Source organism: Streptomyces sp. S186 (genome assembly GCF_051603415.1).
Taxonomy (GTDB): Bacteria; Actinomycetota; Actinomycetes; order Streptomycetales; family Streptomycetaceae; genus Streptomyces.
Window position 1 is genome coordinate 1,790,293 of sequence record NZ_CP193932.1, and the last position, 22,892, is coordinate 1,813,184.

Here is a 22,892-nt window from a genome sequence, read left to right on the forward strand (position 1 = left end):
TCATAGGGGCCGCTGCCGGCGCGCCTGCTTGAGCTCACGGTCGAGGGCCCAGGCGTCGGCGACCGGCCCGAGGTGGTCGAGCTTGTCGGGGTTGAGCACGATGCGGATGTCCTGGATGCGGCCGTCGAGCACATCGAGGGTCAGGGCCTGGAGCACCCTGCCGTCCCGGTCGCGGAAGAGGGCGCCCGGCTGGCCGTTGATCTCCCGCGGCTCGGAGGTCACCTCGATCCGGGCCAGCCAGGGGAAGACGGCGGCCAGCAGCCGGGCCACGTTCTCGGCGCCGACGACGGCCCGGGCCAACTGTGGGGCCCGGCCGCCGCCGTCGCCGGCCATCGACACCTCGGCGGCGAGCAGTTCCCGGAGGCCGTCGAGGTCGCCCTCGCGCAGCGCGTCGACGAACCGGGTCGCCAGCTCCTGGCGTTGCTGCCGGTCCGCCGCGAACCGCGGCCGTCCGTCCGCCATATGGCGCCGGGCGCGCACCAGCAGCTGGCGGCACGCCGCCTCCGAACGCCCCACCGCCGCGGCGACCTCGTCGAAGCGGAAGCCGAAGACGTCCCGCAGCACGAACACCGCCCGCTCCAGCGGACTGAGCCGTTCCAGCAGCAACAGCGCCGCCATGGACACCGAGTCGGTCAGCTCCGCCGAGCGCACCGGGTCCTGGTAGGGATCGCTCAGCAGCGGCTCGGGGAACCACGGGCCCACGTACTCCTCGCGCCGCACCCGGGCGGAGCGCAGCACGTCGATCGAGATCCGGGTCACCGCGGTCGACAGGAAGGCCCTGGTCGAGTCGGGCCGGGTCGGCGAGGCGTCGAAGCGCAGCCAGGTCTCCTGTACCGCGTCCTCGGCCTCGCCCACACTGCCCAGAATCCGGTAGGCGATCGAGAACAGCAGCGGCCGCAGCTCCTCGAATTCCTCGACCTTGCTCATGGCGCACCCTCCCCCTGAGGCCCGGCCGCCCGGCGGCGGGTGCCGACGCGGCCACGGCCCGGTGATCGTCCGGGTCGTCGGCAGGTCACAGTAGCGCCAGGGCGCGGGGCGCAGCGGACCGCCCCGGGTCTCAGCCCGGGGCTCGCTACGCGCTACGAGCTACGCGGACTGCAGCTCCCTGACCGCCTGCTTGGCCTGCTTGGACAGCCCGACGCGGGTCAGGGCCGCGGCCAGCCGGGCGTGGTCCTCGGGCCGCACCAGGTCGCCGAGGCCGCGCGGGGTGTGCGGCAGGCCCAGTTCCTTCGCGGTCCCGCAGGTCCGCTCGTCGAAGAAGGGGCGCAGCGGCGGCCAGACCGCCTGGGCCTCGCGGCAGAAGATGTCCGCGCCGACCGGCCCGATCCGGGGGACCTCCCTGAGCAGTTGCTGGAGCTTCGCCCGGTCGCCGCCGGCCTCCTCCCACATCCGCCGGAGGTCGCCGTGCCAGCGGTCGAGCACCAGGTCCGCCCCTTTGGCCAGGGCGGTCGCGGTGCTCTCGTCGTAGCGGACGTAGTGGGCCCGGCCCAGGGCGTCGACCCGGTCCTGCCAGGTGGAGTCGGCCATCGCCCGTGGGGTGCGCCAGCCCGCGGCGAACAGCTCGCGGGCGGCGTCGGTGGCGATCTCGGCCTTGATCCGGATCGAGCACAGCACCGTGAGGACCAGCAGCTGGTACAGCGGTGCGGGCTTGTCGCGGAGCGTGATGCCGGCTTCCTCGGCGAAGGTCCGGCCGTGGTCGGACAGCAGCTCGGAGACGATCTCGGTGGGCTTCATGGTGCACCACCTCCGTCTTCATGGTGCACCACTGTCTTCATGGTGCACCTCGCGTCGGGCGGGCGCCGGACGGGCGCCCCGCTCCCGCGCAGGGCGCCGCCCGGCCCGGTTCAGTCCCGCAGGGCGGGGACGACGCTCGCCCCGTAGCCGTCGATGACCTGCTCGCGGGCGTCGTGCATGGCGTAGAGCGCGAACTGGTCGACGCCCAGGGCCTTCAGCCGGCGCAGCTTGTCGATGTGCTGCTCCGCGGTGCCGAGGACGCAGAACCGGTCGACGATCTCGTCGGGGACGAAGGCGGTGTCCGGGTTCCCGGCGCGGCCGTGGTGGGCGTAGTCGTATCCGTCGCGTTCCTTGATGTAGGCGGTGAGGGCCTCGGGGACGGCGGCGGAGTGCTCGCCGTAGCGGGCGACGAGGTCCGCGACGTGGTTGCCGACCATGCCGCCGAACCAGCGGCACTGCTCACGGGCGTGGGCCAGCGCGGCGGGCGAGGCGTCGTCGGTGAGGTAGGCGGGTGCGGCCACGCAGATCGTCAGCGACGACGGGTCGCGGCCGGCAGCGGTCGCGGCGTCCCGGACCGCCTTGACCATCCACTCCGTCAGATACGGGTCGGCGAGCTGGAGGATGAAGCCGTCGGCCTGCCGGCCGGCCAGGGCGAGCGCCTTGGGGCCGTACGCCGCCATCCACACCGGCAGGCGGCCGTCCCGCACCCAGGGGATCCGCAGGGTGCGCCCGTCCACCTCGGCCTCCCGGCCCTCCGCCAGCTCGCGGATGACGCGGCTCGCCTCCCCCAGCGTGGCCAGCGTGTTGGGCTTCCGGCCGGCCACCCGCATCGCCGAGTCGCCGCGGCCGATGCCGCACACCGTGCGGTTGCCGAACATGTCGTTGAGCGTCGCGAAGGTCGAGGCGGTCACCTCCCAGGTGCGGGTGCCCGGGTTCGTCACCATGGGGCCCACGATCAGGTCGGTGGTGTGTTCCAGGATCTGGCTGTAGATGACGAAGGGCTCCTGCCAGAGCACCGACGAGTCGAAGGTCCAGCCGTAGCGAAAGCCCTTGCTCTCCGCGCGCCGCATCAGCTCGACGACCGTCGACGCGGGCGGGTCCGTCTGCAGGACGATTCCGAAATCCACGGTGGGGCCTCCTAGTGCAGGTACTGGCAGGTGGCGCGCGGCATGTACTGGCCATGGCCGGCGCGTCCGGTGAACTTGCGCTGGTCGATGACGAGTTGGCCGCGCGACAGGACGGTCTCCACCCGGCCGGTGACGCGCTTGCCCTCGTATGCGGAGTAGTCGACGTTCATGTGGTGGGTGGCCGCCGAGAGGACCTGCTCGGCGGTCGGGTCGTAGACCACCACGTCCGCGTCGGCGCCGGGGGCGATGGTGCCCTTCTTGCCGTACAGGCCGAACATGCGGGCCGGGGTGGCGCAGGCGATCTCGATCCAGCGGCGGCGGGTGAGGTGCCCGTCGACGACCGCCTGGTGGAGCAGGTCCATGCGGTTCTCCACGCCGGGCAGTCCGTTGGGGATCTTGGAGAAGTCGTCGCGGCCCAACTCCTTCTGGCCGGCGAAGCAGAACGGGCAGTGGTCGGTGGAGACCACCTGGAGGTCGTCGGTGCGCAGGGCGCGCCACAGTGCCGCCTGGTGCTCCTGGGGCCGCAGCGGGGTGCTGCACACGTACTTGGCGCCTTCGAAGCCGGGCTCGGCGAGGTTGTCCGTGGAGAGGTAGAGGTACTGCGGGCAGGTCTCCCCGAAGATGGGAAGTCCCATGTCGCGGGCGGCCGTCAGCTCCGCGACGGCCTCCTGCGCCGCGACGTGGACCACGTACAGCGGGGCGCCGGCCACCCGCGCGAGCTGGATCGTGCGGTGTGTCGCCTCGGCCTCCAGCAGCGCCCTGCGTACCTCGCCGTGATAGCGGGGTGCCCTCTCGCCCCGCTCCAGGGCCTGCCGGACCAGTACGTCGATGGCGATGCCGTTCTCGGCGTGCATCATGATCAACCCGCCGTTGTCGGCGGCGCGTTGCATCGCCCGCAGGATCTGCCCGTCGTCGCTGTAGAAGACGCCCGGGTAGGCGGTGAAGAGCTTGAACGAGGTCACGCCCTCGCTCACCAGCCCGTCCATCTCCCGCAGCGTCGAGGCGTTGACGTCGGAGAGGATCATGTGGAAGCCGTAGTCGATGGCGCACTGGGCGTCGGCCTTGGCATGCCAGAGGTCCAGCCCCTCGCGCAGCGACTGGCCGACGGACTGGATGGCGAAGTCGATGATGCTGGTGGTGCCGCCCCAGGCCGCCGCCCGGGTCGCGGACTCGAAGGTGTCGGACGAGATCGTCCCGCCGAACGGCATCTCGATGTGCGTGTGGACGTCGACGCCGCCCGGGATGACGTACTTGCCGGACGCGTCGATGACACGGTCGGCGCTCCATTCCTGTGTGCCGGAGGAGGCGACGGCCACGATACGACTGTCCTCGATCAGGACGTCCGCGTGCATTTCCTCGGCGGCGGTGATCACCAGTCCGCCCCGGACGACCGTACGGCTCATCTCGGCTCCCTACCTGACGGCACGTCAAAGCTGGTCTACACCCGTAGATTCCGGACGGGAAGGAGACACCGTAGAAGCATGTCACCCAAGGTGGCAATACCGTGACGAAGGATCAGCCGCCGGCCGGATGTCGGGACGGCGGTCAGCCGGGTGGTTGAACGGGGCGCGCGAGGGGTCGGGGGCCGGTCCCGGGAGGGGTGCGGGGGCGGCCGGATGGGCAGGTAACAGACTCCGGAACCCACAACTTCGAAAGTCATTGAGGAACCACACCTTCACAATCAGCACCAAGGACGTCGAAAAGCGCACAGATGATGTCAGAAAGGCGATGCGTCATGGAGCAGAACACACCGTGGGAGTTCTCCGACGACCGCGGGCGCCTGGTGGTGGCCGGAGCACGGCCGGAACGGATCGTGGCGTACATACAGGCGGGAGCCACGCTGTGGGACCACGGCATCCGTCCGGTGGGCGTGTTCGGCTCCCAGCACGACGGGGTGGCGGCCGACCCGGCCAAGGCCGGCGACCTGCCGCCGGCCGAGATCGGCTACCTCGGCTCGGGCACCGCACTGCACCCGGACACCCTGCTGAAGGCCCGCCCGGACCTCGTGGTGGCGGTGACCTACGACGGCGAACAGGTCTACGGCCTGGAGGCGAGGACCGCACGGGAAGTGGAGGAACAGGTCCCGGTGGCCACCGTCGCGGTGGGCCCGGGCCGCAGCCTGGCCGAGGTCCGCGAGCGCTTCGCGGCGCTGGCCGGCTCCCTGGGACACGGCGAACCGCTCACCATGGCACGGGAGTTGGACGCCGCCGAGGACGCGCTGCGGCAGGCGGCCGCCGGCCCGGCGCGCCCGCGGGTGGTGGCACTCTCGCCCTCCGGGCCGGACAAGGTGCACCTGGCCCGGCCGGGCACCTGGCCGGACCTGCGGGCGCTGGCCGAGCACGGCGTCGAGCTGCCCGAGCCGGTGGCCGGCGCCGGCAGCAACTGGTCGACGGTCGGCTGGGCGGAGGCCGCCGCGCTCGCCCCGGACGTCGTCCTGATCGACGTACGGGCCAACGCCGCCCGGGTCGAGGCGCTGCGGACGGACGAGAACTGGCGGGCGATCGAGGCCCGCGTGCGGCTGCTGCCGTGGAACCCGGAGGCCCCGGTCAGCCGGCGCGCGCACACCCGCTTCTTCACCGCGGTGGCCGACGCGGTGCGCGCGGCCGCCGCCCGGAGATAGCGCCGGGAGGCCCGCGGTGCGCCGGGCGGCGGGCACCCGCCCGCCCCCACCTGCCCGGTGGCACCGAGCCGCGCCACGCGACGGTCGGGGCCCGCGCCCGGCGACCCCAGGCCCTCCCGTCAAACTCCCGCGAGCTGATGCTGCGTCCACCGCAGGGCGTCGGCGAGCAGTTCCGCTCCCTGCTCGGCCTCGGCGACGGTGAGCGTCAGTGGCGGGGCGATGCGGAGCGCGGCGCCGCCCTGGCCGCCCTTGCCGATCAGCAGGCCGCGCTCCCGGGCCGCCTCCAGCACCAGCGTGGCGGCCTCCGGCGAGGGCTCGTCGGTGCCCGGCCGGACCAGCTCGATCCCGATCATCAGGCCCCGCCCGCGGACCTCCCGCACCACGTCCAGGCCCGCCGCCACGGCCCGCAGCCGCTCGATGAGCAGGCCGCCGACCCGCCGGGCGTTGCCCTGGAGGTCGTGTTCGAGGAGGTAGCCGAGGTTGGCCAGGCCCGCGGCCATGGTGATCGGGCTGCCGCCGAAGGTCGAGATGGAGTTGGCCGGCAGGCAGTCCATGATCTCGGCGCGGGCCACCACCCCGCCGAGGGACATGCCGTTGCCGATGCCCTTGGCGAAGGTGAGCACGTCGGGCGGGCCGTTCCCGGCGTGCGCCTGCCAGCCCCAGAAGTGGTCGCCGGTGCGTCCCCAGCCGGTCTGCACCTCGTCGCTGATCCACAGGATGCCCTCACGGGCCAGCACCTCGCGGAACGCCGCGTACAGCCCGTCCGGCGGGGCGGTGAACCCGCCGACGCCCTGCACCGGTTCGGCGATCAGCGCGGCGACGCCGCCCGCGGTCTGCTGGAGCATGTCCTCCAGGTCCGCGACGCACGCCGCGATGTACTCCGCGTCGCCGAGGTGCGCGTACGGGCCGCGGGAGCGCACCCCGCCGTGGACGTAGAGGGTCTGCAGCGGCGAGAGGCTGGTGGGCGACCAGCTCTGGTTGCCGGTGATGCCGATGGTGGAGAAGGATCGGCCGTGGTAGCTGTTGCGCATCGCCAGGACCTGGTTGGAGCGGCGATGGGTGGTGGCCAGCAGCAGCGCGGCGTCGTTGGCCTCGGTGCCGGAGGTGGTGAAGAAGACCCGGGCGTCGGGGATGCCGGAGAGCGCGGCGATCCGCTCCGCCAACTCGACCATGGGGCGGGAGAGATAGAGCGTGGAGGTGTGCAGGATCCGGCCGGCCTGCTCGGCGACGGCCTTGGTCACCTCGGGCAGGGCGTGCGCGGTCATGGTGGTGAGGATGCCGCCGAAGAAGTCGAGGTAGCCGTTGCCCTCGGCGTCCCAGACGTGCCTGCCCTCGCCGTGGGTGAGCTCCAGCGGGTGCTCGTAGTAGAGGCTCAGCCAGGACGGCATCACGGCCCGGTGGCGGGCGTGCAGGCTTCCGGGGCCGGCCGTCACGGCTGGACCAGCCCCTCGTACGCGTCGGGGCGGCGGTCGCGGTAGAACGCCCACTGCTGCCGAACCTCGTCGATCAGGCCGAAGTCCAGGTCGCGGACGAGCAGTTCCTCCTTGGTGTCACTGGCGGGCTCGCCGACGAACTGTCCGCGCGGGTCGACGAAGTAGCTGGAGCCGTAGAACTCGTTGTCGCCGTACTCCTCCACGCCGACGCGGTTGATGGCGGCGACGAAGTACTCGTTGGCGACGGCCGCGGCGGGCTGCTCCAGCTTCCACAGGTAGCCGGACAGGCCGCGTGAGGTGGCGGAGGGGTTGTAGACGAGCTGGGCGCCGTTGAGACCCAGTTGGCGCCAGCCCTCGGGGAAGTGGCGGTCGTAGCAGATGTAGACGCCGATCCGGCCGACGGCGGTGTCGAAGACCGGCCAGCCGGCGTTGCCCGGACGGAAGTAGTACTTCTCCCAGAAGCCCTTGACCTGCGGGATGTGGTGCTTGCGGTACTTGCCGAGGACGGTGCCGTCGGCGTCGATGACGGCCGCGGTGTTGTAGTAGAAGCCGGACTGCTCGACCTCGAAGACCGGGACGACGATCACCATCCCGGTCTCCCGGGCGAGGTCCTGCATCCGGCGCACGGTCGGGCCGTCCGGCACCGGCTCGGCCCAGCGGTAGTGCTCCGGCTCCTGGACCTGGCAGAAGTACGGGGCGTTGAAGACCTCCTGGAAACCGATCACCCGCGCGCCCTGCGCGGCCGCCGCCCGGGCGTGCTCCTCATGCTTCGCGATCATCGATTCGGTGTCGCCGGTCCAGGTCGCCTGGACCAGTGCGGCACGCACAACATCGGCCATGGGCTGCTCCTTTGTCGCTGCGTCGGCCTGCCGCGCGTGGATGTCTACGCGTGTCGAGGCGACCGTAAGCCGCGTCACGGACCGTGGCAAGACCATCTCGCGGAGCGGCGCGGCGGGGTGGAGCCGGTCAGGGCGCGGTGGGCAGGCCGGCGGCGCGCAGGGAGTGCGCGAGGTCGCGGTGGCGGTCCCGGGAGACGGCGCGGGCGGCGGCCAGCAGCAGCGGCCCGAGGGCGCCGGGGTCCGCCGCGGCCAGCGCGGCCGCCTCGTCGGGGGTGCGGGACCGGGCCACCCCGGCCAGCAGCTCCTCGGCCTGGCCCGGGCGACCCAGGCCGAGCAGGGCCAGCGCGGTCGCCGCGACCTCGGCCACGGGGCGGGCCACGCTCTGCCGGAGCAGCGTCGTACCGTCGGCGGGGCGGCCGGCGGCGACCAGTGCGTCGGCGGCGGCGGCGAGCCCGGCGGGCGGCAGACCGGCCGCCTCCCAGAGCAGGACCGGGACGTCGGAGGCGAGGCCGACATCCTCCAACGCGGCGAGAAGGAGGGGGAGTTCGGGGGCCGGGCGGGTCGCGGCGGCGCAGAGTTCGGCGTGTGCGGGGCCGGTCGCGCCGGTCGCGCGGAGCCGGGCGAGGCGGTGCGCGGTGGCGGTGGCGACGCGACGGGCCTCGGGTCCGGGGTCGGCGGGCGGGGCGTCGTCGGGTGCGGCACTCTCCGCGTCCGGCGTGGCGTACGCCCCGGCGAAGCGGGCGCCGCGCGGGGCCGGCCGGGACGCGGCGGCGGGCTGCGCCGTGGGTGGCTCGACGGTCACCGGGTCGGCGTACGACGGCCCGTCCGACAGCTCCAGCCCGGCGAACCGCGCACCCCGTGGGCGGGTCGTCCGCGCCCCGGCCCGGGGGCGGACGGCCGCGGCGGGCGGCTCGGGGCCGGCGTCGACGGGTAAGTCCGGGACGGCTTCGGCGGGTGGCTCGGGGGCGGCCTCGGCGGGTAAGTCCGGGACGGCTTCGGCCGGTGGTCCTGGTAGGGCTTCGACGGGTGGTCCGGGGGAGGCTTCGGCGGGCGCTCCCGGAAGGGTTCCCGCGGGTGGTCCCGGGACTGCCGCCGCGGCGGCGGACGCCGGGCCCGGCCGGTCCGGCAGCGCCGCCAGGCGGGCCCGCAGTTCCCGCACCCGGGCCTGCGCGCGGGCCAGGTCGTCCCGGGCCCAGGCCAGTTCCCGGGAGAGCTGCGTCCCCTCGGGCGGGCCGGCGGCAGTCCGGGCGACGGCCTCCAGTTCGCGGACGCGCCCGGCGGCCCGCTGTTGCTCGCGGAGCATCAGCTCCAGCCGCTCCCGGAGGGCAGGCCGGCTGCCGGGCCGGGCGTCGTGGTCGGCGACCGCACGGGCGTGCAGCAGTCTGGCGCGCGGCTCCGCGGTGCGTACCGCCCGCTCGCCATGGCGCGCCGCGAGATCGCGCAGCAGCGACTCCACCACGTCCCAGGGCGGCACCTCCCGCCCCTCCAGGCAGGCTCGCAGGTCCTCCGGGTCCCGCCGCGCGAAGACCCCGTACCACCCGGCCGCCGGGTCGAGCGACCGCCCGAGACCGGTCAGATACCGGGCGAACTCCTCAGCGGGCGAGAGGAGTTGCGTGTCCGTCATACCGTGCCTTCCCCTACGGACCGACTTCTCCTGCCTGCCCGCATTGGACACCCGGCATGTTTCGGGAAGGGTGACGTGCGTGCTACGGGAGCTTTTCCGAAGCCTCAGCTGCTCGCGCACGTACGGGTGGCGTGTCCCATGCCGGCCCCGGCCTTGCGAGTCTCCGGCTTCCTCCGAGGGTGCCCCGGCCGGCAGGGGTCCGGCTGCGCAGCGGGTGACGTGGGCGACATCCGACAGGGAAACTTGCAAGTTTTGCTTGCAAGTTTCCCTGTCGTTCTTCTAGGGTCTGAGCATGCCCGACAAGAACCAGGAACGGCTCGCCACCGACCTCGGCGCGACCGTGTCCCTGCTGATGCGCCGGCTGCGCGCCGCGTCGCCGCAGGACGAACTGACCCCCACCCAGCGCGCGGTGCTCGCCCGGATCGACGCCGACGGGCCGTCCACCATCGCCTCCCTGGCCCGCGCCGAACTGGTGCGCCCGCAGTCGATGCGGGTGACCGTCGGCGCGCTGGAGGAGCAGCGGATAATCGACCGCAGCCCGCACCCCACCGACGGCCGCCAGGTGGTCTTCTCGCTCACCGACGAGGGCCGCCGGGTGCTCCGGGACGTCCGCGCCGCCAAGCACGACTGGCTCGCGGTGGCCATCGCCGACCGGCTGACCGGCGACGAACAGCGGACGCTGGCCGAGGCGACCGCGCTGATACGACGGCTGACCGAGGAATGAGCGCCCCCGGCGCCCCGGACCGGACCCCCGGCCACATCGCCGGACGGGCCGGCGGGTCCGGTGAACCCGCCTCCGGCGAGCGCGCCCAACACCCGCCGGGCGAGCCAGGTTTCGGTGCCCGTCTGATGACCCCGTTACTTCTGGGGTCGCTCCTCAACCCCATCAACTCGACGATGATCGCCACCGCGCTGGTGGCCATCGGCCGGGACTTCCGGGTCGGCGCCGCCGACACCGCCTGGCTGGTCTCGGCGATGTATCTCGCCAGTGCGGTGGGGCAGCCGTCGCTGGGCCGGGTCGCCGACCGGATCGGGCCGCGGCGGGTCTTCGTCGGCGGCGCCCTCGCGGTCTGCGCGGCGGGCATCCTCGGGGCGCTGGCGCCGACCTTCGCGCTGCTGGTGGTCTCCCGAGTCGTGCTCGGCGCCGGCACCGCGGCCGCCTATCCGGCGGCGATGGCGATGCTGCGCGCCGAGTCGCGGCGGGTGGGCCGGCCCACGCCCCGGAAGGTGCTCGGCCGGATCTCGCTGGCCGCGCTGGCCAGTGCGGCGGTCGGCCCGTCCCTCGGCGGGCTGCTCGCCGTGACGGCGGGCTGGCGCGCGGTCTTCGCGGTCAACGTCCCGCTCGCGCTGCTGGCGCTGGCCGGCGCCCTGGCGTGGCTCCCGGCCGACCGCGACACCCGGGCGGCGGCCGCGTCCGACGGGGCCGGCGGCCCGGCCCGGGGCTCCCTCGACCCGTTCGGCATCGCGCTCTTCGCCTCCGCGCTGACCTGCGCCATGTTCTTCCTGCTGCGGCTGGACGCGCCGCGCTGGCCGCTGCTCGCGCCGACCGCGGTGCTGGCTGCCGTCCTGGTGTGGTGGCAGCTGCGCCACCCGGAGCCCTTCCTCGACCTGCGGATGCTTGCCCGCAACCGCGCGCTGGTGCTGACCTATCTGCGTCACGGGCTGGCCTATCTGCTCATCTACTGCGTCCTGTACGGCTTCAGCCAGTGGCTGGAGCAGGCGCACGGCTTCTCGTCCTTCCAGGCCGGGCTGGTGATGCTGCCGATGTCCGGCGCGGCCGCGGTCTGCTCGCTGGCCGGGGCCCGGACGAAGGGCGTCCGCGCGCCGCTGGCGGTCGCCGCGGTCTGTCTGATCGCGGGCAGCGCGGTCTTCCTGCTGCTGCGCGGCACCAGTGCGCTGCCGGTACTGCTGGTCGCCGCGGCGCTGTTCGGCATCCCCCAGGGGCTGGCCGCCACCGGCAACCAGGCCGCCGTCTACGCCCAGGCGCCGGCCGACGGCGTGGGCGCGGCCGCCGGGCTCCAGCGCACCGCCCAGTACCTCGGCGCGATCACCTCGGCCAGTCTGATCGGGCTGGTATACGAGCCGCGCGCCACGGACGCGGGGCTGCACGCCATCGCACTGACCGGCGCCGTACTCGGCGTGCTGCTGCTCGTCCTCACCCTCGCCGACCGGAGCCTGCGCACCACCGGCGACCGGATCCTCGGCTGAGCATCCCTCGACGGCTGTTCCGTTCCCCGACGGTGGCACAGCTGCCGCCGCTTGCTCAACTACCGCCCCACAAGAAGGAGTTATCGTGACCGCCACTGTCCTCGACCCGACCTCCGCACTCGTACTGATCGACCTTCAGAAGGGCATCACCGCGCTGCCCACCGTCCACCCCGCCGACGAAATCGTGGCCCGCGGGGCCCGGCTGGCGGCGGCGTTCCGCGCCCGCGGGCTGCCGGTGGTGCTGGTGAACGTCACCGGCGCCGCGCCGGGCCGCACCGAGGCCGGGCGGGCCGGCGGCACCGGCACCCCGCCGGCCGACTGGGCCGAGCTGGTGCCCGAACTCGACCGGCAGCCGGGCGACATCCTCGTCACCAAGGAGCGGTGGGGCGCCTTCCACGGCACCGGGCTGGACGCGGAGCTGCGCCGGCGCGGGGTCACCCAGCTCGTGTTCGGCGGGATCGCCACCAGCGTCGGGGTGGAGTCCAGCGCCCGGGCCGCGCACGAGCACGGCTACCACGTCACCGTCGCCATCGACGCGGTGACCGACGTCGACGCGGACGCGCACCGCAACAGCGTGCAGCGGATCTTCCCCCGGCTGGGCGAGACCGAGACCACGGAGGCGCTCATCGGCCTTCTGGGCTGACGTCGGTGGCCGGTGCGGGGTGCCCGTCGGGGCGCCGCTCGTGCCACCGCAGGGCGTCCTGGAGCTGGGCGGCCAGCGAGATCAGCCGCGGTTCGGCGTGCGCCGGGCCGAGCAGCTGGGCGCCCAGCGGCAGCCCGTCCGTGCTGAAGCCGGCCGGGACGCTGATCCCCGGCCAGCCCAGCACGTTCCACGGCCAGGCGTACGGGCAGGCCGCGATCATGGCCTTGTCGGTCTGCCAGCCGCTGAGCCGGGCGAAGGTGCCGATGCGCGGCGGCGGGGTCGCGGTGGTCGGCGTCAGCAGGACGTCGTAGCGGCCGAAGAGCATGCCGATGCGGCGCTGTTGCCGTCGCTCCACGGCTCTGGCGCGGCGTAGCGGCGACCCGCCGAGGAGCCGGCCGAGCCGTGCCGCCTCCTGGGTGCGGCGGTCCAGCAGCCGCGGGTCGGGGACCCGGGCGGCCCATTCGCCGACGCCGGCCGTGGCGCGCGGCACGAAGGCCAGCCCGACCAGCCCGTAGTCCGGTTCGGCCTCCTCGACGAAGTGGCCGAGGCCGGCCAGGGTGCGGGCCACCGCGGTCACCGCGTCCCGGACGTCGGGGTGCAGCGGCTTGCGGGTGAAGGTGGCGGCGGGCTTCCAGGAGAGGGCAATGCGCAGCCGTCCGGGGTCGCGGCCGGCCGCCTCCCGGGCCGCGACGGCCGGGGGCCGGTGCAGGTCCCCGGCGTGGTTGCCGCTGGCGGCGTCCAGCAGGAGGGCGGCGTCCTCGACGGTGCGGGCCAGCGGGCCGATGCCGGTGATGCCCTGGAACGCCTCCGGGTCCGGCCAGGTGGAGATCCGGCCGCGCTGGGGTTTGATGCCGACGAGGTGGGACCAGGCGGCGGGGATCCGGACCGAGCCGGCGCCGTCGGTGCCGAGCGCGGCCGGGACCATTCCGGCGGCGACCGCGGCGGCCGAGCCGCCGGAGGAGCCGCCGGGGGTGTGCGCGAGGTTCCAGGGGTTGCGGGTCGCGCCGAAGGCCGGGCCCTCGGTGAACGGCCACTGGCCCAGTTCGCAGGCGTTGGTCTTGCCGACGATGACCGCGCCGGCCGCGCGCAGCCGCCGGACCACCTCCGCGTCGTGCTGCTTGGGCGGGAACTCCCCGGCGCAGCCGAACGCGGTGGGTTCGCCCGCCACGTCGGTGTCGTCCTTGACCGCGACCGGCACGCCGAGCAGGGGCCGCCGCTCGCCGGCGGCGAGCCGGCGGTCCGCCTCGGCGGCCTCGGCGAGCGCCGCCTCGGTCCGGATCCGGCGGAAGGCGTTGACGGTGTCCTGGGTGGCCGCGATGCGGTCCAGGCAGCGCTGCGCCAGGGCGACGGCGGTGACCTGTCCTTCGGCCAGGGCCCGGGCCTGTTCGGCGAGGCCCTCCCACTGTCCGTCCAGGCGCCCGGACGGGGCGGCGGGCCCCGGGCGGCGGGGGCGTTCCGGGGACGGCCCGGTCCGGCGTTCCTCGTTCTCGTCGACGCTCACGGTGCGTGCCCTCCCTGGGACCGCTCATTCGAACGAGCGGTCCCAGGAGGCTAATCGGCACCGCGGGGAGCGGCAACGGCGCCGCGCGGCGCGACACATCGACGACACACGGACGGCACACACGGCCCGTCCGGGTGTCGGCGGTGTTGCCGACTGGGCGCCCGCGCGGGGCTGTTACGGCGCGGGATGGTCACCGCGCGGGGCGGACGACCATCGCGGAGCCGCCGCCGCGCCGGGCCTTCTCGGCCGCGGCGAGCCAGCGGCCGTCCGACAGCCGCTGTACGCCGGTGGCGGCGCCGATCTCCGGGTTGAGCTTGAAGGTGTGGCCGAGGGCTTCGAGTTGCCTGCGGAGCGGGCTGTTCCACAGGGCCGGTTCGAGCTCGGTGGCGGCGGCGTTGCGCTGGCTGGCGCGTGGGGCGGCGATGGCGTCCACCAGCGGCATGCCGCGGTCGAGGTGGTTGAGGAGGGTCTGCAGCACGGTGGTGATGATGGTGGCGCCGCCGGGCGAGCCCAGCGCCAGCACGGGCTGTCCGTGGCGCAGCACGATGGTCGGGGAGATGGACGAGCGGGGCCGCTTGCCGGGACCGGGGAGGTTCGGGTCCGGGACGGCGGGGTCGGCGGGCGCGAAGGAGAAGTCGGTCAGCTCGTTGTTGAGCAGGAAGCCGCGGCCGGGGACGGTGATGCCGCTGCCGCCGGTCTGCTCGATGGTAAGGGTGTAGGAGACGATGTTGCCCCACTTGTCGGCGACGGTGAGGTGGGTGGTGTTCTCGCCCTCGTAGGTGGTGGGGGCGGCCCGGCCGGTGGTGTCGCAGGGCTTCGGGTGGCGCGGGTCGCCGGGGGCGAGCGGGCTGGTGAGGGCCTTGTGGTCGTTGATCAGGCACTCTCGGGAGGCGGCGAACCGCTTGGAGGTCAGGCCCTTGACGGGGACGTTCACCTGGGCCGGGTCGCCGACCCAGCGGCCGCGGTCGGCGAAGGCGATCCGGCTGGCCTCGATATAGCGGTGCAGGTACTGCTGCTCCGTCAGCCGCGAAAGGTCGGTCTTCTCCAGGATGTTGAGCGCCTCGGCGACGCTGGTGCCGCCGGAGGAGGACGGGGCCATGCCGTAGACGTCGAGGCCACGGTAGGTGGTGTGGGTCGGCGCGTGACCGATCGTGCCGTAGGCGCGGAGGTCGGCGGTGGTCAGCCGGCCGGGGCGGACCTTGCGGGTGCTGCCGGGGCGGACCGGCGGACGCTGGACGGCGCGGACGACGTCCCGGCCGATCGCGCCGTGGTAGAGGGCGCCGACGCCCTGCCGGCCCAACTCGCGGTAGGTGCGGGCCAGATCGGGGTTCTTCAGCGTCGAGCCGACGACCGGGAGCTTGCCGCCCGGCAGGAAGAGGGCGGCGCTGGCCGGGAAGTCGCGGAAGCGGGCCTCGTTGTCCGCGGTCTGCTTGCGGAAGGTCGGATCGACGGTGAAGCCGTCGGCGGCGAGCTTCTCGGCGGGTTTGAGGACCTGTGCCAGGGAGCGGCTGCCCCACTTCTTCAGGGCGCTGTCCCAGGTGGCGGGGGTGCCGGGGGTGCCGACGCTGAGGCCGCTGGTGACGGCGTCGGCGAACGGTATCGGCTTGCCGTTCTGCAGGAAGAGGTCCTTGGTGGCGGTGCGGGGGGCGGTCTCGCGGCCGTCGAGGGTGCGGATGGTCTTCGATCTGGCGTCGTAGTAGACGAAGTAGCCGCCGCCTCCGACGCCGGCGGAGTAGGGCTCGGTGACGCCGAGGGCGGCGGCGGTGGCGACCGCGGCGTCGACGGCGTTGCCGCCCTTGCGGAGCACCTCGATGCCGGCGGCGGAGGCGTCCGCGTCGACGCTGGCGACCGCCCCGCCGTAGCCGACGGCGACCGGGGTCTTGGCAGGGGCGGCGGTGCCGGGCGGGGGCGCCGCGGTGCGGGCGGCGGCCGGGACCGCCATCAGGGAGCCGGCCAGTGCGGCCGTGACTCCCAGGACGGTGAGACGTCGGGCGTTGGTCATACCTGGAGTTCCTCCTAGGGCGGTGCAAAGGGGGCGGCAGGGGCCGGAGCCTACCTGGGCCAACAGCGCGCCGACAGGGGGTATTTCGGGGGCCGGCTGCCGTCCTCCGAGGACGGTGTGCGAGTCCGGGCGGTTCGGGGACGAGCCGCCCGTGGCCGTCCTATCCGCACGGACCGGGGCAAGGGGTACGGTCCGACGGCCCGCCACCGAACACCCGGCCGACAGCGGCTACGCTCGCCCGCCATGAATGACACCCTGCTGCTCCTCCTGACCGCGGCGGTGGCCCTTCTTGTGGGGCTGGCCGCCGGCTGGGCCGGGCGCTCCGCGGTCAGCCGCCGCAAGCTCACCCGCGAACAGGGCTTCTTCGGGCTGCCCGACGGTTCCGAGTGCGTCCTGGTCACCCACCGGGACAGCGCCTCGGCGCAGTGGAGCATCCCGCGGCACGACGCGTTGGCGCTGCTGGGGCTGGCCTCGGTGATCGAGAACTGCGGCGCCCACCCGGAGGTCGCCCCGCACGACACCGGGCTCCAGGGCTTCGGGGCGCGCACCGAGTTCTGCGTCGGCGACCCGACCGCGCACCGCCGGCTCGCCGCCCATCTGGCGAGCCTGCTGCCGGGTGTCGCGGTCCACCCGGGTGACGCGACCGGCGCCGGCCGGGGCACGTTCACCATCGGCGGGACGGCGTACCGGATGGAGCCGGGGGCGGTGGAGTACGTGCTGCTGGCCCGGGTGACGGCCGGGGAGGGCGGCCGGCCGGTGTTCCTGGCGGCCGGTCAGCGGCCGGTCACCCACCGGGCCGCAGTCCGCCATCTGGTCCGCAACCGGGCCCGGCTGGCCCGCCGGTACGGCACGGACGGGCAGTTCGCACTGCTGCTGAAGGTGGTCAACTCGCAGGCGTACGGCCCCGATGTGGTGGAGCTGGTGGCCGATGTCAGCAAGCCTGCGCTGGCGCCGGCGGAGACCAAGGGGCAGCACCGGGCGAGTGCCTGAGGCGGCCTCACCGACGGGCGGGGGCCCGGCTTCTCTGTCAGGCTCGGGGCATGAGTTCCCGCCCGCGTACGCCCTTGCTGCACTGGACCGGTGCGCTGCCGGTCCTCGCGGTGGTGCTGCTGGTGCTGGTATGGGGGCGGTCGCTGCCGACGGCGCTGGTGGGGGTGGTGTCGCTGTTCCTGGCCGGGGCGGTGCTGGCCGCGGTGCACCACGCGGAGGTGATCGCGCACCGGGTGGGCGAGCCGTTCGGATCACTGGTGCTGGCGGTCGCGGTGACCATCATCGAGGTGGCGCTGATCGTCACGCTGATGGTGGACGGCGGGGCGAAGAGCGCCGGGCTGGCCCGGGACACGGTCTTCGCGGCCGTGATGATCACCTGCAACGGCATCGTCGGCCTCTGCCTCCTGATCGGTGCGCTCAAACGGAGGGTGACGGTCTTCAACGCCGAGGGCACCGGGGCGGCGCTGGCCTCGGTCGCCACGGTGGCCGGGCTCAGCCTGGTGCTGCCGACGTTCACCACCACCACGCCCGGCCCGCGGTTCTCAGGACCGCAGCTGGTCTTCGCGGCGATCGCCGCGCTGGCGCTGTACGGGCTGTTCGTGACGACCCAGACCATCCGGCACCGGGACTACTTCCTGCCGGTCACCACGGCCGGCGAGGTGATCGACGCCGAGGACCACGCCGATCCGCCGTCCCTGAGGGTCGCGCTGAGCAGCCTGGCGCTGCTGGTGGTGGCACTGGTCGCGGTGGTGGGGCTGGCCAAGGCGGTCTCGCCCACCATCGAGTCCGCGGTGGCCTCGGCCGGCCTGCCGTCGTCCGTGGTGGGCGTGGTGATCGCGCTGCTGGTGCTGCTGCCGGAGACGATCGCGGCGGTCCGGGCGGCCCGCCGGGACCGGATGCAGACCAGCATCAACCTCGGCCTGGGCTCGGCGATGGCCAGCATCGGCCTGACCATTCCGGCGGTCGCGCTGGCCACGATCTGGCTCAAGGGCCCGCTCGTCCTGGGGCTGGGCGCCAGCCACATGGTGCTGCTGGCGCTGACCGTCGTCGTCGGCACCCTGACGGTGGTGCCGGGCCGGGCCACGCTGTTGCAGGGCGGCGTCCATCTGACGCTGTTCGCGGCGTACCTGGTGCTGGCGGTCAGTCCCTGACGGTGCGGCCGGCGCCCGGCGGGGGAATCCGGGCCGGTCGGGGCCCGTCCCGCAACGGGCGGCTCACCCAGCGTGGCCGGCACGTGAGAGTGGTCACCCTGTGCGCCGGAGCGCCCGCCAGTGGTTTACCGTTCAATTGGCAGCGTGCCCCATGGGCCGCGCCCCGCGAACCGCCCCGGCTGGGTTCCCCCGTCCGGCCGGGGCTTCCCCCTCCCCGCCCGGTACGGCCCGATGTGCGCTGTACGCCCGCGGCCGGACCACCCGTCTCGCTCCTCCCGCATGCCGCCGCGCCCGAACGCGCCTTGAATGCGAGACATGTCGTTGCCATCTGCGCCGGTCCGCCGGCGGCCCGAGGGGACCCTGCGGCGCCTCGGGGAGTGGTGCGCCCGGCACGCGGTGCTCGTCCTGGTGCTGTGGCTGGTGGGACTGGCCGGCGTGCAGGTGCTCCAGCGGACGTTCGGCGGGGTCTACGCCGACGACTTCTCGCTGCCCGGCGCCCCGTCCGTCCAGGGCCGGGAGGTGCTCACCGCCCACCATCCCGCCGCCGGGGGCTACGCCGGCCAGGTCGTGCTGCACGCCGGCCGGCCGCTGACCGCCTACGCCGGCCCGATCGACGGCGCCACCGCCGCCCTGGCGAAGCTTCCCGCGGCGCTGTCCGCGCAGGGGCCGCTGCCGCCGCCGGGAGCCCGGACCGCGTCCCCGCCGTCCGGCGCCGCACCCACCCGGCCGCTCTCCGCCGACGGCCGGACCGGATATCTCACCGTGCGGTTCCGGGATCCGCCGGGGCGCCTGGGGCCGGACGTCCTGCCGGGCGCGGACCGGGCGGTGGCGCCGCTGCGCGCGGCCGGCGTCCAGGTGGAGTTCGGCGGCGCGCTGGGCCACCTGGCGCGGCCGGGGACCGACGACCGGCCCGGCGAGCTGCTCGGGTTCGCGGTGGCCGCGGCCGTGCTGCTGGCCGTGTTCGGCGGCGTACTGGCGGCCGGCCTGCCGCTGCTGACCGCGCTGATCGCCGTGGTCTGCGGGACGGGCTGCCTGGGCCTGCTGACCGCCGCCTTCCCCTTCGCCCCCGTCTCCCCCACCCTCGCCACCCTCCTCGGCCTCGGCCTGGGCATCGCCTACGCACCGATCCTGATCGTCCGTCACCGGCAGCTGCTGCGGGACGGCGCGGACCCGGCCACCGCCGCGGGCCGGGCCACGGCCGGCGGCGGCCGGGCCGTCCTGGTCTCCGGAGCCGCGGTGCTCGTCGCGCTGCTGGGGCTGTCCGCCGCCCGCGTCGGCCTCCTCACCGGACTGGCCGCCGCTGCCGCGCTCACCACGGCCACCGCGGTGCTCGGGGCGCTCACCCTCGTCCCGGCGCTCCTCGGGCTGCTGGGCCGGCGGTTCGACCGGTTCCGGGTACGCGGGGCGGCGGCCGCCGACGCGGGCCCGGAACCGGCCGCCGGGCCGCGCCGCGGCCTCCGCTGTGCCCGGCGGGTGACCCGCCGCCCCGGGCCGTTCCTGGCGGGCGGGGTGCTGGTCCTGACGGTGCTCGCCGTCCCGGCCCTCTCGGCGCGGCCGGCGCACCTCGACGCCGGCACGGATCCGCCGTCGTCCACCGCACGGCGCGCCTTCGACCTGCTGACGGCGGCCTTCGGCCCCGGCGCGCCCGGGCCGCTGACGCTGGTCGTCGACCGGAGCGCGGTACCGGAGGCGGACCGCCCGGCGCTGGCGCGGCAGGCCCGGCAGGTGCTCGGGCGGATCCCCGGCACCGCCGCGGTCACCCCGCTCACGGCCGCCCCGGACGGCGCGGTGCTGACCGCCACCGCCTACCCCGCGCGGGCCCCGCGGGACGCGGCCACCACCGCGCTCGTCCACCGCCTGGCGGACTCGGTGCTCCCCCGTGCCCTGGAGGGCTACGAGGCCCGCGGCTATGTCACCGGCGCCACCGCGACCCAGGTGGACTTCCTGGACCGGGTCGCCGACCGTCTGCCGTCGCTGATCGCCCTGCTCGTCTGCCTCGCGTTCCTGACCGCGCTGGCCGTGTGCCGGGGCGTGCTGGCCGCGGTGCAGTCCGCGGTGCTCACCACGCTGTCGGTCGCGGCGTCGTACGGGGTGGTGGTGGCGGTCTTCCAGTGGGGGTGGGGCGGCCCGGCGCTGGGCGTCGCGGGCCCGGTGCCGGTGGAGGGCTGGGTGCCGCCGGTGCTGTGCGCGATCGGCTTCGGGCTGGGCACCGGCTGCGACTCCTTCCTGCTCTCCCGGGTCCGGGCGAACCGGCCGCGGTACGTCGACCCGGCGGAGGGCGCGGCGCACGCCCTGGCCGACACCGCCCGGGTGCTCACCTGCGCCGCGCTGATCACGGCCGGCGTCTTCGCCGCCTTCCTGCTCAGCGACGTCGTGGTGGTGAAGATGCTCGGCCTCGGCCTGGCGGTGAGCGTGCTGCTCGAAGCGGCGGTGGTGCGGCCCCTGCTGATGCCCGCGATGCTGGCGCTGCTGGGCCGGCGGGCGTGGTGGGCACCCTGGTGGCTGGACGCGGCGTACCGGGGGGCGGCGCGGGCGTGGCCGCGGCCGCTGCGGCCGGCGGAACCGGTGCCGCCCGCGGAACCGCTGCCGCCCGCGGAGCCGGTGGGTCAGCAGGAGGCGGCGGACCACTGACCGCGAGCCACCGACCGCGGTCCGGCCGGCTGCCGGGGCCGGCGGACCAGTGGTCGCGAGCCGGGGTCGGTCACCGGGGGCGGGCGCCCTGCCCACCCCACCGCCCGTCCTGCGGGCAGCCGCGCCTCCGCCGATCATCGGAGTATGGCCCCGACCCCCGGGGGCGGCGCCGCGGCCCCGCACCCGTATCCCGTGATCCGGCCGATGCTCGCCGTGCTCGGGCCGCTGCCGCCCGACCACGAGCAGGCGGCCTGGGGGTTCGAGGCCAAGTGGGACGGGGCCCGGTGCGTCGTGAACACGCCGGGCGACGGCACCGTCCGGCTGGTCACCCGGGCCGGCAACGACGCCACCGCGACCTACCCCGAGCTGGGCCCGCTCGGCGAGCAGCTGCGCGGCCGGCCCGCGGTGCTGGACGGCGAGGTGGTGGTCCTGGACCCCGCCGGGCGCCCCGACTTCGGGCTGCTGCAACGCCGGATGGGCGTGCTCAACCCGCGCCGCACCGCCCGGCTGGCGATGGAACTCCCCGTCCAGCTGCTGCTCTTCGACGTGATGTATCTGGGCGGGCCGCTGCTGGACGCGCCGTACCAGGAGCGGCGGGCGGTCCTGGAGGGGCTGGGGCTGGCCGGCCCGAACTGGTCGGTGCCCGGGTATGTGGCGGGCCACGGCCGGCGGGCCTGGGACGCGGCGCTGCACGGCGGCCTGGAGGGCGTGATGGCCAAGCGGCTGTCCTCGCCGTACCTGCCCGGGGTGCGCTCGGACGACTGGGTGAAGACCAAGTACCTGGAGACGCTGGACGTCGTCCTCGGCGGCTGGACAGAGGGACGCGGCGCACTCGGCGGACTGCCGGGATCGGTGCTGGCGGGGATCGCGGAGCCGGGCGGGCTGCGGTTCGTGGGCGCGGTGGGCTCGGGGCTCTCCGACCACGAACGGCGGGAGCTGGCACGGTACTTCAGCGTGATCCCGCTGGACCGCTCGCCGTTCGTCAACGCCGTCGAGCTGACGGGGGTGCACTGGGCGGAGCCCCGGCTCGTGGCCGAGATCGCCTTCACCGGCTGGACGTCGGCGGGCCGGCTCCGGCACCCGGTCTGGCACCGACTGCGGCCCGATCTGACCCGGCTGGGCTGACCGGGGCGGGGGCGGCGCGCGGAAACCGGCTTCCCGAAGGAGCCGTCCGCCGGAATCCACCCGGCCGCCGACAGCGTCTCCCGGCCGCCGCGGGAAGGCTCCCGGGGACGCACCCGGCACCCCACAGAAGGAACGGCCATGCCCGACTCCGACCCCGCCGCCGCGCCTCCCGGCGACGACCCCAACCGCGCCTACGGCCACCGGCCCTTCCGGCGCTCCCGCAGCCACTTCGCCGACCGCATCACCGCCGACGGCCGCGACGGCTGGCCGGTGGCGGCCGGCCGCTACCGGCTGGTGATCAGCCGCGCCTGCCCCTGGGCGAGCCGCGCGGTGATCTCCCGGCGGCTGCTCGGCCTGGAGGACGCGCTGCCGATGGCGATCGCCGACCCCCTCCAGGACGACCGCAGCTGGCGCTTCACCCTCGACCCGGACGGCCGGGACCCGGTCCTCGGCATCCGTTTCCTCAGCGAGGCGTACGACGCCCGCGAGGCCGGCTACCCCGGCGGCGTCAGCGTCCCCGCGATCGTCGACGTCCCCAGCGGGCAGCTCGTCACCAACGACTTCCAGCAGATCACCCTGGACTTCGCGACCGAGTGGACCGCGCTGCACCGGCCCGGGGCGCCCGATCTCTACCCCGAGGCACACCGCGCGGAGATCGACGAGGTGATGGCGGACGTCTACCGGGACGTCAACAACGGTGTCTACCGGGCCGGTTTCGCCACCGGCCAGGACGAGTACGAGGCGGCGTTCGGCCCGCTCTTCCGGCGGCTGGACCAGCTCGCCGACCGGCTGACGGGGCGCCGCTACCTGGTCGGCGACACGCTCACCGAGGCGGACATCCGGCTGTTCACCACGCTGGTCCGCTTCGACGCCGTCTACCACGGCCACTTCAAGTGCAACCGCTTCAAACTGGCCGAGGACCCGGTGCTGTGGGCGTACGCCAAGGACCTGTTCCAGACGCCCGGTTTCGGCGACACGGTGGACTTCCACCACATCAAGCAGCACTACTACCGCGTGCACACCGGCATCAACCCCACCGGCATCGTCCCGCTCGGCCCGGACCTGTCCGGCTGGCTGACCCCGCACCACCGCGAGGAGCTGGGCGGCCGCCCGTTCGGCGACGGCACCCCGCCCGGCTCGGTCCCGCGGACCGAGGAGGTCCCGCCGGCCGGGCGCCCCTGACCACCCGCGGTCGAGGCGGGCGCCCAAAGTCATGGACCCTACGGCGAATTGGCCCTATGGCGAGTTGCGCCACATCGGGCTC

18 protein-coding genes are annotated in these 22,892 nt (G+C 74.8%); 9 read left to right on the top strand and 9 right to left on the bottom strand.

Translation table 11 applies throughout. The features are described from left to right. The 4 genes from ACRAS8_RS07675 to hydA form a co-directional block, all read right to left on the bottom strand. The gene (locus tag ACRAS8_RS07675) at window positions 1–927 is read right to left on the bottom strand and encodes an RNA polymerase sigma-70 factor (RefSeq protein ID WP_438485096.1); all 927 of its coding nucleotides are present in this window, start codon (window positions 925–927) and stop codon (window positions 1–3) included. A 159-nt stretch (window positions 928–1,086) separates the two neighbouring features. Further along, the gene (locus ACRAS8_RS07680; protein WP_438485098.1) at window positions 1,087–1,734 is read right to left on the bottom strand and encodes an endonuclease; all 648 of its coding nucleotides are present in this window, start codon (window positions 1,732–1,734) and stop codon (window positions 1,087–1,089) included. 110 nt (window positions 1,735–1,844) lie between these two features. Then, window positions 1,845–2,861, bottom strand: a complete 1,017-nt coding sequence (locus ACRAS8_RS07685) for a TIGR03842 family LLM class F420-dependent oxidoreductase (protein WP_438485100.1) — start codon at window positions 2,859–2,861, stop codon at window positions 1,845–1,847. A gap of 11 nt (window positions 2,862–2,872) precedes the next feature. Continuing rightward, window positions 2,873–4,264 (bottom strand): dihydropyrimidinase, encoded by a 1,392-nt coding sequence (gene hydA, locus ACRAS8_RS07690; protein ID WP_438485102.1) that lies wholly within the window; start codon window positions 4,262–4,264, stop codon window positions 2,873–2,875. A 332-nt stretch (window positions 4,265–4,596) separates the two neighbouring features. Between hydA and ACRAS8_RS07695 the strand changes: the two genes are divergently transcribed. Beyond that, on the top strand, window positions 4,597–5,481 hold the full coding sequence (locus ACRAS8_RS07695; protein WP_438485104.1) for an ABC transporter substrate-binding protein: 885 nt from the start codon (window positions 4,597–4,599) through the stop codon (window positions 5,479–5,481). 119 nt (window positions 5,482–5,600) lie between these two features. On the opposite strand, the gene ACRAS8_RS07700 is transcribed toward ACRAS8_RS07695, so the two are convergent. The 3 genes from ACRAS8_RS07700 to ACRAS8_RS07710 all read right to left on the bottom strand — a co-directional run bounded on the left by ACRAS8_RS07700 (window position 5,601) and on the right by ACRAS8_RS07710 (window position 9,377). After that, window positions 5,601–6,869: an aspartate aminotransferase family protein gene (locus tag ACRAS8_RS07700; RefSeq protein WP_438490376.1), complete on the bottom strand. Its 1,269-nt coding sequence runs from the start codon at window positions 6,867–6,869 to the stop codon at window positions 5,601–5,603. Between the two features lie 41 nt (window positions 6,870–6,910). Continuing rightward, on the bottom strand, window positions 6,911–7,753 hold the full coding sequence (locus tag ACRAS8_RS07705; RefSeq protein ID WP_438485106.1) for a nitrilase-related carbon-nitrogen hydrolase: 843 nt from the start codon (window positions 7,751–7,753) through the stop codon (window positions 6,911–6,913). A gap of 127 nt (window positions 7,754–7,880) precedes the next feature. After that, window positions 7,881–9,377 (bottom strand): hypothetical protein, encoded by a 1,497-nt coding sequence (locus tag ACRAS8_RS07710; protein WP_438485108.1) that lies wholly within the window; start codon window positions 9,375–9,377, stop codon window positions 7,881–7,883. 292 nt (window positions 9,378–9,669) lie between these two features. Here ACRAS8_RS07710 and ACRAS8_RS07715 point away from each other — a divergent pair, with 292 nt between their 5' ends. The 3 genes from ACRAS8_RS07715 (at window position 9,670) to ACRAS8_RS07725 (ending at window position 12,228) form a co-directional block, all read left to right on the top strand. Next, the gene (locus tag ACRAS8_RS07715) at window positions 9,670–10,101 is read left to right on the top strand and encodes a MarR family winged helix-turn-helix transcriptional regulator (RefSeq protein WP_438485110.1); all 432 of its coding nucleotides are present in this window, start codon (window positions 9,670–9,672) and stop codon (window positions 10,099–10,101) included. Beyond that, window positions 10,098–11,585 (top strand): MFS transporter, encoded by a 1,488-nt coding sequence (locus ACRAS8_RS07720; RefSeq protein ID WP_438485112.1) that lies wholly within the window; start codon window positions 10,098–10,100, stop codon window positions 11,583–11,585. The genes ACRAS8_RS07715 and ACRAS8_RS07720 overlap by 4 nt, the downstream gene beginning before the upstream one ends. 85 nt (window positions 11,586–11,670) lie before the next feature. Next, window positions 11,671–12,228 carry an isochorismatase family protein gene (locus tag ACRAS8_RS07725; protein WP_438485114.1) on the top strand — a complete coding sequence of 186 codons (558 nt, stop codon included), beginning with the start codon at window positions 11,671–11,673 and terminating at the stop codon, window positions 12,226–12,228. Here ACRAS8_RS07725 and ACRAS8_RS07730 read toward each other — a convergent pair. Further along, window positions 12,209–13,729 carry an amidase gene (locus ACRAS8_RS07730; protein WP_438485116.1) on the bottom strand — a complete coding sequence of 507 codons (1,521 nt, stop codon included), beginning with the start codon at window positions 13,727–13,729 and terminating at the stop codon, window positions 12,209–12,211. The genes ACRAS8_RS07725 and ACRAS8_RS07730 overlap by 20 nt on opposite strands. Before the next feature lie 190 nt (window positions 13,730–13,919). Further along, window positions 13,920–15,731: a gamma-glutamyltransferase gene (gene ggt / locus ACRAS8_RS07735; protein ID WP_438485118.1), complete on the bottom strand. Its 1,812-nt coding sequence runs from the start codon at window positions 15,729–15,731 to the stop codon at window positions 13,920–13,922. Window positions 15,732–15,974: 243 nt separating this feature from the next. Between ggt and ACRAS8_RS07740 the strand changes: the two genes are divergently transcribed. The 5 genes from ACRAS8_RS07740 (at window position 15,975) to ACRAS8_RS07760 (ending at window position 22,810) form a co-directional block, all read left to right on the top strand. Continuing rightward, complete coding sequence (locus ACRAS8_RS07740; RefSeq protein ID WP_438485120.1) at window positions 15,975–16,721, top strand: hypothetical protein; 747 nt, start codon at window positions 15,975–15,977, stop codon at window positions 16,719–16,721. A 50-nt stretch (window positions 16,722–16,771) separates the two neighbouring features. Then, entirely contained in the window at window positions 16,772–17,872 is a 1,101-nt protein-coding gene (locus tag ACRAS8_RS07745; RefSeq protein ID WP_438485122.1) for a calcium:proton antiporter, read from the top strand. Window positions 17,873–18,187: 315 nt separating this feature from the next. Continuing rightward, on the top strand, window positions 18,188–20,503 hold the full coding sequence (locus tag ACRAS8_RS07750; protein ID WP_438485124.1) for an MMPL family transporter: 2,316 nt from the start codon (window positions 18,188–18,190) through the stop codon (window positions 20,501–20,503). 144 nt (window positions 20,504–20,647) lie between these two features. Next, on the top strand, window positions 20,648–21,628 hold the full coding sequence (gene ligD, locus ACRAS8_RS07755; RefSeq protein WP_438485125.1) for a non-homologous end-joining DNA ligase: 981 nt from the start codon (window positions 20,648–20,650) through the stop codon (window positions 21,626–21,628). A gap of 138 nt (window positions 21,629–21,766) precedes the next feature. Then, window positions 21,767–22,810, top strand: a complete 1,044-nt coding sequence (locus tag ACRAS8_RS07760; protein WP_438485127.1) for a glutathione S-transferase family protein — start codon at window positions 21,767–21,769, stop codon at window positions 22,808–22,810. Window positions 22,811–22,892 lie beyond the last annotated feature (82 nt).

Bases quoted from the DNA above. Each gene is read 5' to 3' on its own strand.
- ACRAS8_RS07675 (WP_438485096.1), bottom strand. From the start codon at position 927: ATGAGCAAGGTCGAGGAATTCGAGGAGCTGCGGCCGCTGCTGTTCTCG.
- ACRAS8_RS07680 (WP_438485098.1), bottom strand. From the start codon at position 1,734: ATGAAGCCCACCGAGATCGTCTCCGAGCTGCTGTCCGACCACGGCCGG.
- hydA (WP_438485102.1), bottom strand. From the start codon at position 4,264: ATGAGCCGTACGGTCGTCCGGGGCGGACTGGTGATCACCGCCGCCGAG.
- ACRAS8_RS07695 (WP_438485104.1), top strand. From the start codon at position 4,597: ATGGAGCAGAACACACCGTGGGAGTTCTCCGACGACCGCGGGCGCCTG.
- ACRAS8_RS07700 (WP_438490376.1), bottom strand. From the start codon at position 6,869: ATGCCGTCCTGGCTGAGCCTCTACTACGAGCACCCGCTGGAGCTCACC.
- ACRAS8_RS07705 (WP_438485106.1), bottom strand. From the start codon at position 7,753: ATGGCCGATGTTGTGCGTGCCGCACTGGTCCAGGCGACCTGGACCGGC.
- ACRAS8_RS07710 (WP_438485108.1), bottom strand. From the start codon at position 9,377: ATGACGGACACGCAACTCCTCTCGCCCGCTGAGGAGTTCGCCCGGTAT.
- ACRAS8_RS07715 (WP_438485110.1), top strand. From the start codon at position 9,670: ATGCCCGACAAGAACCAGGAACGGCTCGCCACCGACCTCGGCGCGACC.
- ACRAS8_RS07720 (WP_438485112.1), top strand. From the start codon at position 10,098: ATGAGCGCCCCCGGCGCCCCGGACCGGACCCCCGGCCACATCGCCGGA.
- ggt (WP_438485118.1), bottom strand. From the start codon at position 15,731: ATGACCAACGCCCGACGTCTCACCGTCCTGGGAGTCACGGCCGCACTG.
- ACRAS8_RS07740 (WP_438485120.1), top strand. From the start codon at position 15,975: ATGAATGACACCCTGCTGCTCCTCCTGACCGCGGCGGTGGCCCTTCTT.
- ACRAS8_RS07745 (WP_438485122.1), top strand. From the start codon at position 16,772: ATGAGTTCCCGCCCGCGTACGCCCTTGCTGCACTGGACCGGTGCGCTG.
- ACRAS8_RS07750 (WP_438485124.1), top strand. From the start codon at position 18,188: ATGTCGTTGCCATCTGCGCCGGTCCGCCGGCGGCCCGAGGGGACCCTG.
- ligD (WP_438485125.1), top strand. From the start codon at position 20,648: ATGGCCCCGACCCCCGGGGGCGGCGCCGCGGCCCCGCACCCGTATCCC.
- ACRAS8_RS07760 (WP_438485127.1), top strand. From the start codon at position 21,767: ATGCCCGACTCCGACCCCGCCGCCGCGCCTCCCGGCGACGACCCCAAC.